Below are 15423 nucleotides of genomic sequence, written 5' to 3' on the forward strand. Positions count from 1 at the left end.
TTCAAATCAACTTTTTAAAGCCTTTTTAACCCAATTGGCCAATAACTGGATCGCCTGTTGTATCTGTTCAGACAGTTCATGTCCTGCATTCAGGCGAATACAGTTACGGTAACGATCTGCACCACCAAACAACAGTCCCGGCACAATGTTAATACCGTGCTGCTGGGCAAAACAATACAGATCCCAACTGTCAATCTGCGCGGGTAATTGCAACCAGAGAGCATAACTTCCCTGTGGCTGATTTAAACGGATCTCCACACCTTCAAATGCATGGGCAATAAAATCACGATATTGCTGCACTTGCTCATGCAGTTTAGGTCTTAATGCCGTTAAATGCTGCCGATAAGCGCGACTGTAAATTAAATCGGCCAAACCCAATTGCAGCGGTGTATTCACCAAAACATTTTGAATAAGTAGTCGCGCATGTAAATGTTTAAGCCGCGTCGGTAGGCAAAACCAGCCCACCCGATAAGAAGGTGACAACGATTTCGAGACCGAACCACAATACACCACATATCCGTGTTGATCCCAATATTGAATGGGTAAAGGTCGCTGCTGCGCATGACTGCACTCGGCATAAATATCATCCTCAATCACTGGACATTGATACTGCGCCGCCAATTGTGCAATTTTTTCTTTCTCTTGATTACTTAAACAAAAACCCAAAGGATTTTGAAAATTTGCTGTCAATAAGCATGCTTTTGCATGGGGTTGTTGCATGGCTTGGGCTAAACGTTCTAAATCAAAGCCATTACTATCTGCAGGTATTTCAATGATTTTACGTTTTAATAAAGCGAGCAATTGCAACTGACCATTATAATTCGGTGTCGGCACAATAATGCTGTCACCAGGTTCAGTTATAGTTTGAATAATCGTCGAAAGTGCGGGCATGCAGCCATTACTGATATAGATTTGTTCAGCTGCAATATGAAAACCGTCTTCAGCCCAATGCGCTGATAATGCTTCACGCAGTATTGGATGTCCTTGTCGATCACTATAAAGAAAATCTTCGGGCTTACAATGTTTGAGCGCACGCTGCACAGAACGACGCAAGGCTTCAGTAGGAATCAAATTCGGTGAGAGTTGAATTGAACCAAGATGAATCAATTGATTATTGATAGCATCTTCTTGAATCTGAATTTGTAATTCTAAATGCGACACATCACGCGATGCAGGTTGAAAATCTGGATGCTCTGGTAATGCTAAGTGATCATACGGGTTAGCGAGCTGCTGCCATTTTACAAAATAGCCTGCCTTATTTTGCGCATAAATCAGACCTTGTGCCTCGAGCAACTCATAACAATTTTTTGCGGTATTCAAACTAATACCTTGCTTTTTAGCAAATTGACGAAGCGAATTGAGGCGCTGCCCTGCGATAAGTTCACCGCTATATATTTTATGCGCCATGCTTGCCGCTAAGCTTTGATATTGAAATGCCATCTGTACCCTATTTTTAATATTTTCTGTATCTGTACCCATAAAAATAACAGATTTAAGCTGTGTTTATTCAGTTAAAAATCAAAAATACAGAGGAGGATGTATGGCTTTCAAACTCACAAAATTTACTTTGGGCAGCGTTGTCATCACTACATTTTTATTGAGTGCCTGTCAGCAAGATGCGCAAACTGTGGCAGAACAGCAGCAAAATTTCGTTTGTAATGCATTGATTGAAGGATTTCTCAATGCCCAAAAGCTGAATGAATATAAATTAAGACAGATCCTACCCTTAGCAGCAGGTAATCTGCAGCAAAAAATCTATGTCTATTCAGCTCAACACAGTAACAACTTAAATTTGACGCCCCAACAAGCGAAGTTACGCTTTGCCTGTCAACAGACCCCGTCACGCCAAATTCAAATTAAGTTGCATGATCCACAAAAAGCTGACAACCAGTTAGAAACCCTGCTGAGTATTGAACTACCAGAACCTCAACAGCTTAAACAGCTAACTGCTTTTTCATTGGCTGAAACATCACGACTGAATTTGCAAAGATAGCTTTTATTTTAAAACGTCATGAAGTGCTATTGGTTTATAGGTTGCCAGTTGCACTTTCATTTTTTGCAGCATTTGATAGGGCTGTTGCTGTACGAACATATTCACAAAGCTGAGTGGAATCGACCCTTCAGGATTCGCATATCCTGAAGTCGATACTTTCACTTTTTGATTACTTAAACGTTGGAAGGTCCAATCACCTTCATATTCAGTTAAACGTACATAATTGGGATGAAGTGGATAGCCTTTTTTAAGGCCTTTGTTTTGAATACTGATATTGCCCTGTGCATCTTTGCGTATTTTACCCTGCACAACTAAGTCACGGTCTTTTAAGGGAAAAGGAAAATCCAAAACCATGTACAGCGTAAATTCACCTTTTTTGTCATCTCGGGACAGTACTTTTACACTACCCATATAAGGTACCCATTTCACTGCATTTTCCACATCTAAAACCAAACTGACCGCATTTTCCATCGGCACATCAAAACTGGTTTCAGCTTTGTATTGAATGACTGGGTTTTGTTCATTTTGATAAGTCCAAACTTTAATATTGTTTTTATGAATACTCAGTTTAGCATTGTCCATTGGTTTCGCTTGTACTGCCGCAGTCACTGCGACAGTACAAAGCATACATATGACTTTTTTCATTCCATTGATCGTCTTATTTTAATTTTATTTTGTTGTTATAACGGAATTTAACGGAGGTTTATACCTCAATATCGTTAAAGCCCAATACATCTTTCATATCATATTTACGTGCATCACGACCCACAACCCATGCTGCGGCACGAACAGCACCGGCTGCAAAGTTCATACGATTGGTCGCTTTATGGGTAATTTCCACACGTTCACCATCAGCAATAAACATCGCAGTATGTTCACCGACAATGTCGCCACCACGAATCGTTTGGAAACCAATAGTTTGACGTTCACGTGGACCAGTATGACCTTCGCGGCAATACACGGCATCTTGTTTTAAGTCACGCCCTAAAGTATCGGCAATGGCTTCGCCCCACATTAACGCTGTACCTGATGGAGCATCGACTTTATGACGATGATGGGCTTCAATCACTTCAATATCTACTGTGTCGCCAAATACTTTTGATGCAAGTTCAAGTAGTTTGATCGAAACGTTTACACCGACCGAATAGTTCGCTGCATAGACTACTGGGGTTTCTGTTGCTGTTTCATCTAGATAAGCTTTTTGCTCATCATTCATACCCGTCGTACCAATCACAATTGCAACACCCGCTTCACGGCATAATTTTAAATGCTGTGCTGTTGCAACAGGTGCAGTAAAGTCGATGACCACATCACAGTCTTTCAGTACATCAGCCAAGTTACCGACAACCTTCACACCCACTGCACCAATGCCAGCAAGCTCACCAGCATCTGCACCAATTAAGCTGCTTTCAGGACGTTCTACTGCAACAGCCAATTGATAGCCCGCTTGCTGAACTGCTTGAATTAAGATGCGTCCCATACGACCGCCTGCACCTAATACACCAATGCGTGGAGAAGCTGACATAACATTTTCCTAATGTTGATTCAAAATTGGTCTTACTATAGCAAAACTCCATACACAGGCTAAGTTAGAATTCATAAAAAGTGCAAATTTCCTGATGCTTTTACAGTCAATACTATACGCACTGTATGTCCATCGCTTTTCAGTCTGTTTGACGCTTACATCACCAAGCTCGCTCAATTTCACGGTATGATAGGCGCGTTCTTTTTATCCTGAATTTTCATGAAAACCCTACTGTATCTTTGTGCTGCTATATGTATTGCATTGGCATGGCTAATTCCAATTCATTACCGTCCTTGGGCAACCTACACGGGTGAGCTTTATACCTTTTTTGCACTGTTTGCTTTAGCTGCTACCTTCTTCAAACAAAAGCTAGATGTCGCAAAAATTTCCTTACCCTTGTTGGTTTTAGCTGCCGTTCCGTTGATGCAGCTGATGTTAGGGCAAATCTACTATTTCAGCATTGCACTCCTGTGTATGTTGTTTGTGTTCAGCTTTTGGCTGTGCGTTAATTTGGGCTTTAGCTTGTCTCGAACTACAGTAGATCGTGAGAAAACATTCCTTTATTTAAGTTATACCTTTGTGGCTTCTGGTGTTCTGACCGGACTGATAGCGATTTGTCAGTGGTTAGACTTCGATTCGTTCTTACCATTTGTCATGAAAATCAGTGGTACAACTCGTCCTTTTGCCAATTTTGCTCAACCTAATAATATGGCGACCTTCTTGCTGATGGCATTATTGGCTTGCTTATATCTATATGAGCAAGGCAAAGTGAAGACTCGTTACTTGGTAGCTGCTGCCATACCTATTTTAATTGGTATTGCCTTAAGCCAATCACGTACCTCTTGGGTCGCAAGCCTCTGTATTTTACTTTACTTGGCTTATGCACAATATCGCGATTTTATTCGCTTACGTTGGTTTTATAGCTTGGCGTGGTTTATTGGCTTTATCGCGCTGATTGTGTTGATGCCGAAGCTGAGCCAAATGATAATCCAACTATCCGACATGAATATTCAGGAAAGTCGTGATATTGCACAGCGTGCTGGTGGAGATATGTCGCGGTTGGCAATTTGGACACAAATGGCCCATGCTGTTGCTGCACAGCCTTGGTTTGGTTATGGTTGGCATCAAACCAGTACGGCGTTTGTTGCCATTTCAGATACTGTACCAGGCCCGGTTTGGGTGCGTAGTGCGCACAATTTCATCTTAGACTTTTTATTGTGGAATGGCGCGATTATTGGTATTCCATTTTTGGCTTATTTTGCTTATTGGGGCATCCAACTCCAGAAAATGGCAAAGTCTGCCTTGTCGGTCATTGGGCTACTCATGGTCGGCGTATTTGTCATTCATGCCATGTTGGAATTTCCGCAAAACTACGCTTACTTCCTCTTACCGATCGGTTTTATTATCGGGATTTTGCAAGCTGGTAAGCTGAACACTTCAGCTTTTCAATTATCACCGTGGTTCATACGTATCGTGTTTATGGTGGGTGCCATTTTAATCACTGTGATTTACCGTGACTATGCCAATGCAGCGATCCAGTTAGGACAAGCCTCTAAATATGAAAAGAGCCCTGAAAAGATCACCAATCATGAGCCAATTTATTTACTGACTGAATTTAAACATCGTGTTGCGATCATTCGCTTAAGTCCATATCAAAAAGTTTCGGCACAAACCCTACAAGAAACAGATAAATTGGTGCGTAGTTATCCAGCCAAATACCACATCATTAAATATGCACGTTTATTGGCTTTTAATGGCTATGAAGCTGAAGCTCGCCATCAGCTACAACGTTTAAAAACTATTTATAAAATCGATATGCCTTACGAAGATTTACTTCCACCTATAACCGCTACTCACCAATAATTTGATCAATAAAAAAGCCTGCTTTTCAGCAGGCTTTTTTATTTGAATCAGGACAGTTTTTACATACTGTCCATTTCATTTCAACTTAGTCAAACAAACGGTCGAAGAATGATTTTTTCTTCGGTGATGATTTGTTGTCATCGCCATCCATTGTATCTTGCAGTTCTTTTAACAACTCACGTTGACGTGCAGTTAAATTCACTGGTGTTTCGACCACAATACGGCACAGTAAATCACCCGTCATGCTGGTACGTACAGGCTTCACCCCTTTACCACGTAAGCGGAATAATTTACCCGTTTGTGTACCCTCAGGCACTTTCAAACTTACACGACCTTCCAAAGTTGGAATTTCAATTTCTTTACCTAAAGCCGCATCTGCAATTGAAACCGGTACATCCATATACAGATCTGCACCATCACGTTGGAAAATTTCGTGCTCACGAACAACCACTTCTACATATAAGTCGCCAGATTGGCCATCACGAATGGCTTCACCTTTTCCACTTAAACGTACGCGGTCGCCATTATCAACACCCGCAGGAATTGTGACTTCTAGAGTTTGCTGACGATCGGCAACACCTGAACCATGACACTTGTTACAAGGGTTCTTAATGATTTGGCCTTGACCACGACAGGTACTACAGGTTTGCTGTACAGAGAAGAAACCTTGTTGCATGCGAACTTGACCCGCACCATGACAAGTTTTACAGGTTTCAACATCTTTCGGATTTTTTGAACCCTTACCATCACATGCATCACATGGCGCTGGAGCAGTAAAGGTAATGGTTTTTTTAACGCCTTTTACCGCTTCTTCAAGGGTCAATTCCATGACGTATCGAAGGTCTGAACCACGACGTGCACGTTGTTGACCGCGGCCACCACCGCCACCAAATGCGCCACCGAAAATGTCACCAAATTGGCTGAAAATGTCTTCTGCGCTAAAACCACCGCCGAAGCCACCTGCACCACCGCCCATACCACCTTCAAACGCTTGATGCCCCATACGGTCATACATACTGCGCTTTTCGCTGTCCGATAAAACTTCATAAGCTTCTGCAGCTTCTTTGAATTTTTCTTCAGCTTCTGGGTTGTCTGGGTTACGGTCAGGGTGATACTTCATCGCCAACTTACGGTAGGCTTTTTTAATTTCATCATCACCTGCGGTTTTAGATACGCCTAAAACCTCATAATAATCACGTTTAGCCATGTCTGGCGATGCTCCTCACGGAATTCAATTTAATACTTAACTGTGGTCTGAAATTGGGGGATCAAACCATTTTTTCAAGGGGAATGTGGGAAAAAAATTTAAACGGCTTAAAATACCGCTTTGTTTTTAACGAATTTTGAAAGACCTTGGATCCAAGCATTGAGCAAATATAGAAATGCAATGCCAGAAAAAACCACGCCAATAACTGTACATGCGGTTACCCATAGGTAAGTATCCCAATAGTAGAAAAATAAAGGAATAAACCAGAGTGCTGCAAACACAGCCATACAGGTATAAATGACCACCGTACGCATCACCCAGAGTGCTTGGGCTTGCAACCAAACTTCAGCAGAATCAATTTGAGTGACTTTACGTGCAAGAAAGTAGGCAAAAACACCACTAATCAATGTGAAAAGGGCAAAAAACATGAAGACATAAGAAATCGCAACATAATGGCGATACTTGGCTAGATTGTCTGCTGTCATCTGTTCTTCAACCCCATAAACCACAATATACCGAACTGCATTTGTGGCTTTTTTACTTTTTAAAAATGTCTTTGTAGATCAGGCGCTACTATAGAGAAAAATTCCATATTTCGCACCCAATATTATGACAGTTTTAAGGATTCTGCTGAGTTTTTTTCACTTTAAACCACTGCGCATACAATGCTGGTAAAAAGAAGAGCGTCAACAGCGTCGCCACGATCAAACCGCCCATAATGGCAACTGCCATCGGCCCGAAGAAAATACTACGAGAAAGTGGAATCATTGCCAGTACCGCAGCCAAAGCGGTCAACACAATTGGACGACAACGGCGCACTGTGGCATTAATAATGGCATCCCATGCAGACTCCCCCGACTGAATATCTTGCTCAATCTGATCAATTAAAATCAGTGAATTTCGCATGATCATACCTGACAGCGCGATTGTGCCCAGCATCGCCACAAAACCAAAAGGTTTATTAAACAATAATAGGAACAGCACTACACCAATAATACCCAGTGGCGCTGTTAAAAACACAATCACTGCGCGTGAAATGCTACGCAGCTGAATCATTAATAAAGTCATGACCACTGCAAGGAAGAGTGGCATGCCCGCATTCACTGAGTTTTGACCTCGCGCCGATTCTTCAACTGTACCGCCTACTTCAAGTAAATAACCATTTGGCATCTCAGCACGTAACTGATCAAATGGCTCTTTTAACTCACCAACGACTGTAGCAGGCTGTAATTTACTGCGAATATCCCCACGCACCGTAATGGTTGGCAAACGGTTACGATGCCATATCAAGCCTTCTTCAAAGCGATATTCAATTTTTGCAATTTGAGCCAAGGGGACTGAACTGCCATTGCTGGTCGGTACTGCCAAACTACTGAGTGAACCGACATCCAGCCGCTCTGCCTGATCGCCACGCATACGTATTTCAATCAATTCACGCTTTTCACGATATTGGTTAATCACTGCGCCACTGATCGAACTGTTAAGAAAATTCGCCAAATCTAAACTCGACACACCCATTTGCCGTGCACGGTCTTGGTCAATATCCAACTGAATGACTTTACTCGGCTCACCCCAATCTAAATGCACATTGGTGGTGTTTGGGTTTTCACTGACTGTTGCAGATACACGTTGCGCCCATTCACGTACTAAAGTCAGATCCTCCCCTGAGACACGGAACTGCAATGGATAACCCACAGGTGGACCATTTTCCAATAACGACACACGAGTACGCACTTCAGGCAGTAATTTACGAATTTCTTCTGCCAATGACTCACGGATTTCATTGCGATCATCCAAAGAGGAAGCCAACACCACAAACTGTGCAAAACTTGCTTGGGGCAATTGCTGATCTAAAGGTAAATAAAAACGCGGCGACCCCGTTCCGACATAAGCAACAAAGTTATCAATCCCCTGTTTTTTCGAGAGGAACGCTTCGACTTTTTTCACTGCGGCTTCAGTGGCTTTCAGCGAAGCACCTTCTTCCAGTTTTAAATCCACCAAAATTTCAGCGCGATTCGACGGTGGAAAAAACTGCTGTGGCACAGTTTTAAACATCAAAATGGATAACACAAAAATTCCGACCGTCGCAGCAATGACAGTTTTACGATAAGTCACGCAGGTATTGACCCAACCGCGAAAGCGTTGGTAGAACTGAGTTTGATAAGGATCGTGCTGTTCGCCCGCATGATGCACTGTTGGCTGAGGTTCTGGTTGCTTACGCAAACGTGCCCACAAACGCTGATACCACGGTGCTTTTTGAATTAGATCTTTATTGAAATCAGGCAATAATTTATCACCCAAATATGGTACAAACAGCACCGCTGCAAACCACGATACAATGAGCGCAATAGTCACTACTTGGAAAATTGAACGGGTGTATTCACCGGTGCTTGATGCCGCTGTCGCAATGGGTAAAAAACCTGCTGCGGTGATTAAGGTTCCGGTCAACATTGGAAAAGCCGTAGTCCTCCATGCATGACCAGCGGCTTGCAGTCGGGTATAGCCCTGCTCCATCTTAATCGCCATCATCTCGATCGCAATAATGGCGTCATCCACTAAGAGTCCCAGCGCTAAAATCAGTGCGCCTAAGGAAATTTTGTGCAGCCCAACATCAAACATTTGCATGCCGGCAAAGGTCATTGCCAGTACCAAAGGAATGGAAAATGCGACCACCAGTCCGGTACGAAAACCCAATGAGAAAAAGCTGACCAGCAAAACAATAATGACCGCTTCAGCCAAGACTTTCATAAACTCATTGACACTGCGTTTCACTGCCACTGGTTGATCAGAAACTTTTTTCAGCTCCATACCCAAAGGCAAAGTTTTTTGCAGGCGAGCAAACTCGGTTTCAAGATTTTTGCCCAGAGACAGAATGTCACCACCCTTTCGCATCGACACGGCAATACCTAAACCATTTTCACCCATAAAACGCATACGCGGTTGCGGCGGATCACTAAAGCCACGATAGACATCTGCTACATCACCCAGTTGAATGGTTCGACCATTCACCAACAGTGGCATCTGACGCAGTTCATCAATATTTTGTAAATTGCCACTGACCCGAACTTGAATACGGTCGGAGTTGGTTTCAAAGAATCCAGCACTGGCTACGGTATTTTGTTGCTGCAAGGCTTGTTGAATGGCAGTTATCGGCACACCCATCTGCGTTGCTTTGGTGTTGGAAATTTCAATCCAAATTTTTTGGTCTTGCAGCCCGATTAAATCCACTTTGGCTACATCTTTGACCCGTTGCAATTGCAGTTGTAAGCGGTCGGCATATTCCTTCATGGTGGCATAGTCGAAGTCTTTGCCGGTCAAGACATAAATATTGCCAAAGGTATCGCCAAACTCATCATTAAAAAATGGTCCCTGCACGCCAGAAGGCAATTGATGTTTAATGTCGTTGACCTTTTTACGTACCGTATACCAAACATCCGGAACTTGCTGTGAACGTAGGCTGTCTTTAGCGACAAATGTCACCATCGACTCACCCGGCCGTGAATAGGCCATAATCCGTTCATATTGCCCGGTGGTCATCAGTTCCTTTTCAATGCGATCCGTTACCTGCATTGAAACTTCTTTGGCTGTTGCTCCAGGCCAATAAGTTTGGATGACCATGACTTTAAAAGTAAATGGTGGGTCTTCACTCTGCGACAATTTGGAATACGACACGATGCCAATAATGCCCAGTAGAATCATAAAATAGAGGATTAAGCCTTTATTTTTCAGTGCCCACTCTGACAGGTTGAAATTCATGATTTCGCGCCTCCTGAAATTTGGACAGCACGATTTTCACGGTCAACTGGATTAATTTTTTGTTTTTCACGCAGTAGATGCACACCGCCGACCACCACATAATCATTTGGATTGAGACCACTCAATACGGGTACGGTTTCACGGCCATATTCACCCAAAGTCACCGGAACTTTACGCACAGTATGATCGGCATTCACCACCATCACATAGGCCTGCTGACCACTGGCAGACACACTCGAAAGCGGAACTTGAATGACGTTGTGCTGTGCTTTATTTAAAAAGACTCTAGCACTTTGCCCCAATTGAATTGCGCTATTTCCCTCACGTAGTGCAACTTTCACGCTATAGGTACGTGACTGATCTGCGGCAGGGCTAATTTCACGCACATACGCAGCAAATTTTTCCTGCGGTTTAGACCATAAAATGACCCATGCATCCTGCCCGACTTTAATATCGGTTACAGCTTGTTCCGGCACCCCAATCACCACCTCTCGTTCACCAGCAATCGCCAACTGATAGGCGGGCTGACCAGCTGAAATCACTTGGCCAATTTCAATATTACGCTCAGTAATCACACCATTTTTATTTGCAATCAATTGGTTATAGCCGGTTTGATTACGACTGACATCATAGTTAGATTGTGCTTGTTTTAAATTGGACTGCGCAGCTTTGTACTGATTATCGACTGCATCATACTGTGAGCGACTCACGGCATTGACTGGTAGCAATTGCTTGAAGCGCTTTAATTCATCTTCAGCAATTTGCGCTGCGGAACGTGCGCTTTCAAGCTGTGCTTGCGCAGCATTGAGTTGTAATTGTGCATCTTTGACATCCAGTTTTGCCAAGACCTGCCCTACTCGGACTTGATCACCAACTTCGACATAGCGTTCGGTAATTTGTCCGCTGACACGAAAAGCCAATGCCGTTTGCTGACGGGCTTGCACATCACCTGCATAACTTTTTTGTTCAAAATGGCTTGCACTCGGCTGAGTCACCATCACAAATGGAACTTCCTGTTCAGTTTGGGCTTTATCCTTGCTGCATCCCCATAAGGTCACACTGCAAACGATGATCATGCTGACAACTGTGGTCTTAATCGTACTCATGAAGTTCGCTCTTAATAAAAAGTATTTTTTAGGGCAGAATATTATTCAATTAGTTTGGTTATTTTTTAATTAATAAACCATGCGGTACATTAATTAGATTATTTATCCGAAATCAATGACCTTTTCGCCTTTTTTGGAATTTTTTCAGCAAATGAACGTCGGCCGCCCGAAAGACTTAGAAAAACGACAACGCATTTTAGAGTCGGCAAAGCAGCTATTTTTAGAAATGGGCTATCACGGCTCCAGTATGAATCAAATTGCGCAAAATGCTGGCGTGACCAAACTCACGGTGTATAACCACTTTCAAGACAAAGCGACTTTATTTACCTGCGCCATTGAAGACACATGCGAGCACATCTTAAGTACCCGTCCACGTGAACTAACAGCTGACAGCAATTTTATTGTGGTGTTAAACGAAGTCTGCGAACTCGCCCTGAACATCGTCAATTTGCCAGAAGCCATTAAGCTCGATTTGTTGCTTTTAGAATTAGCTGCTGAACATAGCCCTTTGGTCGAGCAATTTTATCGTGCTTCACATTTGAAAATGCGACAGGTTTGGGAAAATTTCTTTCAAGATGCAGCGGCTTTAAATTTCATTCAGCAGGATCATCCTGCCCGACAAACTGAACTGATTGTGTCGCTACTGATGGGACTACGCCATCAAGAAGTCTTATTGGGCATGCGCCCAGTACCTGAAGCAGCAGAGCGGCAGGCCATTATTCACTCTGCCATCGACATCTTTATGCTGAAATATCAACTCGGCACGCAAAACTAAGCATTTTCTGAAATATTTCAACGCTAAACTGAAACAAATGGCATAGCTATTGCTCATTTACCTAGAAAAGTCATCCGACTTTTGTCTGTACCCCCTTTTGCCACGGCACTTTCGGGGTATAGTCGAGACAGGAATACGCGGAGAAATAACAAATGATTCAACAAATTGATGCTCCATTACGTGAAGACGTGCGCTTACTGGGCAATTTATTGGGTGAAACCCTAAAGCAGCATGCAGGACAAGATTTGTTTAATCAGGTAGAGCAAATTCGTGCTTTGTCTAAAGGCGCGCGCGATGGACAAGTTGAAGCCGAAAAACAGTTAGAACAATTATTTTTAAATTTAAAAGATGAAGAAATTCTGCCACTGACCCGTGCATTTACGCACTTTCTCAACTTTGCCAATATTGCCGAACAATACAATGTGGTGCGCAGCCGTCGCCAAAGTGAGTTTGATGAGCAAGCGCCCTCACCGAATCCACTGGATCATTTATTTGAAAAATTTAAAAGCAATAACATCAGCGCAGAACAACTGTTCCAACAAATTTGTGAATTAAAAATTGAATTGGTACTGACTGCACATCCAACCGAAGTTAGCCGCCGTACCTTGATCCAAAAATATGATGGGATTAATGATTGCCTGTTTAAAATGGATCAACAAAAACTTACGCCACGCGAACGCAAAGCCGTACTGGATGATTTAAAACAACTGATTTGCTCGGCATGGCAAACGGATGAAATTCGTCAACATCGCCCGACGCCTGTCGACGAAGCCAAATGGGGCTTCACGACCATTGAACAGACCTTATGGAATGCTGTACCCAAATTCATGCGTGAGTTGGATGGCATGGTACAAGACCACTGTGGCAAAGCTCTGCCGCTGAATGTTGCCCCTGTGCGCTTTGCATCATGGATGGGAGGTGACCGTGATGGCAACCCAAACGTCACCCATAACATTACTCAAGAAGTGCTGTGGCTTTCACGTTGGAAAGCTGCCGACCTGTATTTACGCGATATCGAAGACCTGCGCTGGGAACTTTCGATTCAAGAATGCAGCAAAGAGCTTAGTGATGCCTTGGGTCATTTCCACCCTGAACCGTATCGTGAATATCTACGTGATGCGCGTGAACGTCTCAAAGCAACACGTAACTGGTTAGCATTGAAGCTGCGCGGTGAAGATAGTGACGACAGCCAAGTCATTAAAAGTCGCCATGAATTGCTCGATCCGCTTTTGGTCTGCTACCGTTCATTAATTGCATGTAACTTACCTGAAATTGCTAATGGCCAATTGCTCGACTTTATTCACCGCGTCAATTGCTTCGGTATTGAATTACTCAAACTCGATATTCGCCAAGAGTCGACTCGTCATCGCCAAGCAATTTCAGCAATAACTGAATACTTAGGTTTGGGTAATTTTGAAACGTGGACAGAACAAGCGCGTCAAAACTTCTTAATTCAGGAACTACAAAGTAAGCGCCCGCTGCTACCTAAGTTTTTGAATGAACCTAAACAAAGTCTGATTGAACATCCCGATGTACAAGAAGTTTTCGCCACGATGCGTACCCTAGCCGAACAACCTGCTGAAAGTTTAGGTGCTTATATTATCTCAATGGCAGAGCATCCAAGTGATGTTTTGGCCGTGTTATTACTCCAAAAAGAAGCAGGTATTAAACAAGCTCTACGTGTGGTTCCGCTATTTGAAACCTTGAAAGATTTAGATGGCGCATCACGCACCATGAATACCCTATTTAATATGCATTGGTATAAACAGCATATTCAGGGTAAACATGAAGTCATGATTGGTTACTCAGACTCAGCCAAAGATGCGGGCTTTATGTCGGCCAACTGGGCGCAGTACCGTGCCCAAGAAGAATTAACGGCCGTTGCCAAAGAACATGGCGTACAACTGACTTTATTCCATGGTCGTGGCGGTTCTATCAGCCGTGGTGGCGCGCCAACCCAACAAGCACTGTTTTCGCAGCCGCCGGGTTCGATTTCAGGTGCAATTCGGGTGACTGAACAAGGCGAGATGATTCGCTTCAAGTTTGGATTAGAAGGCATTGCCTTACAAAACCTGGAAATTTACACCGCAGCGACCTTAGAAGCGACCTTATTGCCACCGCCTGAACCCAAACAGGAATGGCGCAAGCTCATGCACAGCATGACTGATTTATCGGTTCAGGTTTATCGCCAAACCGTGCGTGAAAATCCACATTTTGTAAAATACCTGCGTACCGTAACGCCTGAACTTGAGTTACAAATGCTACCACTTGGCTCCCGCCCTGCTAAACGTAAGGTCAGCGGTGGCATTGAGTCTCTTCGTGCCATTCCTTGGGTATTTGCTTGGACGCAAATTCGTTTAATGCTACCGGCATGGTTAGGCACAGGTGCTGCAATTAATCAGGTGATTGATCAGGGTCAAAAAGCAACCTTAGAAGAAATGCTACAACAGTGGCCGTATTTCCAAACGTTAATTGATATGTTGGAAATGGTCTTGTCTAAGGCTGATGGTCATGTAGCACTGTATTATGAATCTCACCTGACAGATGATGCTGATTTGAAATTACTTGGCGAAGAACTCCGCCAACGCCTACGTGATGCAGTACAAACCTTATTGGCACTTAAAGGTGAGTCAAAACTGCTGAGTAGCAATGATGTACTCGATCAATCCATGAAAGTACGTAAGCCCTATCTACTGCCGCTACATTTACTACAAGCCGAGTTAATGAAACGCCGTCGTGCTTATTTGGCAGAACGCCAAGCAGAAAATACGCCTGTTGATCATGCCTTGATGGTAAGTATTGCCGGTATCGCTGCCGGTCTACGTAATACTGGCTAAAACTTCCAACCCCAATCGAAGCACATCCATGGATGTGCTTTTTTTTTAAGCAATCACTTTAGCTTTAAATTGTTTAGGAATATTTGACATCCTCACCCCCTTAAAAAAGGGTGATTCCTACAGCTAGACGCTTATGCCCAAGCGCAAGAATGTTTAGAGCTGAGTTTATATCTCGATCATGAGCTGTACCACAGCTCATGCACTCCCATTCTCTTATTCCAAGATCTGTCCTACCTTTTGGACTACTTGAGGTGATCTCACCGCAGCACGAACAGATTTGGGTGGTATAGGCTTCTTGGACTTCTTCAAACAATACGCCTGCGTTTTCGCATTTATACTTGAGCATTGTTTTTAGTGCAGA

General features: G+C 43.3%; 12 protein-coding genes. 4 read left to right on the forward strand and 8 right to left on the reverse strand.

Annotation, left to right across the window (positions count from 1 at the left end; translation table 11 throughout):
• Positions 1-6 precede the first annotated feature (6 nt).
• On the reverse strand, positions 7-1440 hold the full coding sequence (locus tag FTT84_RS02970; protein WP_180079844.1) for a PLP-dependent aminotransferase family protein: 1434 nt from the start codon (positions 1438-1440) through the stop codon (positions 7-9).
• Between the two features lie 100 nt (positions 1441-1540).
• Between FTT84_RS02970 and FTT84_RS02975 the strand changes: the two genes are divergently transcribed.
• A complete protein-coding gene (locus FTT84_RS02975) occupies positions 1541-1993 on the forward strand; it encodes a hypothetical protein (RefSeq protein WP_257223349.1) in 453 nt (150 codons plus the stop codon).
• A gap of 3 nt (positions 1994-1996) precedes the next feature.
• On the opposite strand, the gene FTT84_RS02980 is transcribed toward FTT84_RS02975, so the two are convergent.
• Together FTT84_RS02980 and dapB are read right to left on the reverse strand one after the other, a co-directional pair.
• Positions 1997-2638, reverse strand: coding sequence for an START domain-containing protein (locus FTT84_RS02980; protein ID WP_067765676.1), 642 nt, complete (start codon positions 2636-2638; stop codon positions 1997-1999).
• 58 nt (positions 2639-2696) lie between these two features.
• A complete protein-coding gene (gene dapB, locus FTT84_RS02985) occupies positions 2697-3518 on the reverse strand; it encodes a 4-hydroxy-tetrahydrodipicolinate reductase (RefSeq protein WP_180079842.1) in 822 nt (273 codons plus the stop codon).
• Between the two features lie 219 nt (positions 3519-3737).
• Here dapB and FTT84_RS02990 point away from each other — a divergent pair, with 219 nt between their 5' ends.
• Positions 3738-5381, forward strand: coding sequence for a PglL family O-oligosaccharyltransferase (locus tag FTT84_RS02990; protein ID WP_180079840.1), 1644 nt, complete (start codon positions 3738-3740; stop codon positions 5379-5381).
• 85 nt (positions 5382-5466) lie between these two features.
• Here FTT84_RS02990 and dnaJ read toward each other — a convergent pair whose 3' ends face one another.
• The 4 genes from dnaJ to FTT84_RS03010 form a co-directional block, all read right to left on the reverse strand.
• Complete coding sequence (dnaJ, locus tag FTT84_RS02995; RefSeq protein WP_067765686.1) at positions 5467-6588, reverse strand: molecular chaperone DnaJ; 1122 nt, start codon at positions 6586-6588, stop codon at positions 5467-5469.
• A gap of 107 nt (positions 6589-6695) precedes the next feature.
• The gene (locus tag FTT84_RS03000; RefSeq protein ID WP_180058408.1) at positions 6696-7073 is read right to left on the reverse strand and encodes a hypothetical protein; all 378 of its coding nucleotides are present in this window, start codon (positions 7071-7073) and stop codon (positions 6696-6698) included.
• A gap of 133 nt (positions 7074-7206) precedes the next feature.
• Positions 7207-10344, reverse strand: a complete 3138-nt coding sequence (locus FTT84_RS03005; RefSeq protein WP_180058407.1) for an efflux RND transporter permease subunit — start codon at positions 10342-10344, stop codon at positions 7207-7209.
• Positions 10341-11450, reverse strand: a complete 1110-nt coding sequence (locus FTT84_RS03010; protein WP_180079838.1) for an efflux RND transporter periplasmic adaptor subunit — start codon at positions 11448-11450, stop codon at positions 10341-10343. The genes FTT84_RS03005 and FTT84_RS03010 overlap by 4 nt, the downstream gene beginning before the upstream one ends.
• Positions 11451-11601: 151 nt before the next feature.
• Here FTT84_RS03010 and FTT84_RS03015 point away from each other — a divergent pair, with 151 nt between their 5' ends.
• Together FTT84_RS03015 and ppc are read left to right on the forward strand one after the other, a co-directional pair.
• Positions 11602-12225 carry a TetR/AcrR family transcriptional regulator gene (locus FTT84_RS03015; protein ID WP_150923049.1) on the forward strand — a complete coding sequence of 208 codons (624 nt, stop codon included), beginning with the start codon at positions 11602-11604 and terminating at the stop codon, positions 12223-12225.
• A 152-nt stretch (positions 12226-12377) separates the two neighbouring features.
• Positions 12378-15062, forward strand: a complete 2685-nt coding sequence (gene ppc, locus FTT84_RS03020) for a phosphoenolpyruvate carboxylase (protein ID WP_180079835.1) — start codon at positions 12378-12380, stop codon at positions 15060-15062.
• Between the two features lie 100 nt (positions 15063-15162).
• On the opposite strand, the gene FTT84_RS03025 is transcribed toward ppc, so the two are convergent.
• On the reverse strand, positions 15163-15423 hold a 261-nt coding region (locus tag FTT84_RS03025), incomplete at its 5' end, for a zinc ribbon domain-containing protein (protein WP_180191832.1).

It is taken from the genome of Acinetobacter sp. YH01019 (genome assembly GCF_013420285.1).
Taxonomy (GTDB): domain Bacteria; phylum Pseudomonadota; class Gammaproteobacteria; order Pseudomonadales; family Moraxellaceae; genus Acinetobacter; species Acinetobacter gandensis.

What these genes read in the sequence shown, in the direction of transcription:
- FTT84_RS02980 (WP_067765676.1), bottom strand. Translation starts at nt 2,638, where the DNA reads ATGAAAAAAGTCATATGTATGCTTTGTACTGTCGCAGTGACTGCGGCA.
- FTT84_RS03015 (WP_150923049.1), top strand. Translation starts at nt 11,602, where the DNA reads ATGAACGTCGGCCGCCCGAAAGACTTAGAAAAACGACAACGCATTTTA.
- FTT84_RS03005 (WP_180058407.1), bottom strand. Translation starts at nt 10,344, where the DNA reads ATGAATTTCAACCTGTCAGAGTGGGCACTGAAAAATAAAGGCTTAATC.
- FTT84_RS02970 (WP_180079844.1), bottom strand. Translation starts at nt 1,440, where the DNA reads ATGGCATTTCAATATCAAAGCTTAGCGGCAAGCATGGCGCATAAAATA.
- dnaJ (WP_067765686.1), bottom strand. Translation starts at nt 6,588, where the DNA reads ATGGCTAAACGTGATTATTATGAGGTTTTAGGCGTATCTAAAACCGCA.
- ppc (WP_180079835.1), top strand. Translation starts at nt 12,378, where the DNA reads ATGATTCAACAAATTGATGCTCCATTACGTGAAGACGTGCGCTTACTG.
- FTT84_RS02975 (WP_257223349.1), top strand. Translation starts at nt 1,541, where the DNA reads ATGGCTTTCAAACTCACAAAATTTACTTTGGGCAGCGTTGTCATCACT.
- FTT84_RS02990 (WP_180079840.1), top strand. Translation starts at nt 3,738, where the DNA reads ATGAAAACCCTACTGTATCTTTGTGCTGCTATATGTATTGCATTGGCA.
- FTT84_RS03010 (WP_180079838.1), bottom strand. Translation starts at nt 11,450, where the DNA reads ATGAGTACGATTAAGACCACAGTTGTCAGCATGATCATCGTTTGCAGT.
- dapB (WP_180079842.1), bottom strand. Translation starts at nt 3,518, where the DNA reads ATGTCAGCTTCTCCACGCATTGGTGTATTAGGTGCAGGCGGTCGTATG.
- FTT84_RS03000 (WP_180058408.1), bottom strand. Translation starts at nt 7,073, where the DNA reads ATGACAGCAGACAATCTAGCCAAGTATCGCCATTATGTTGCGATTTCT.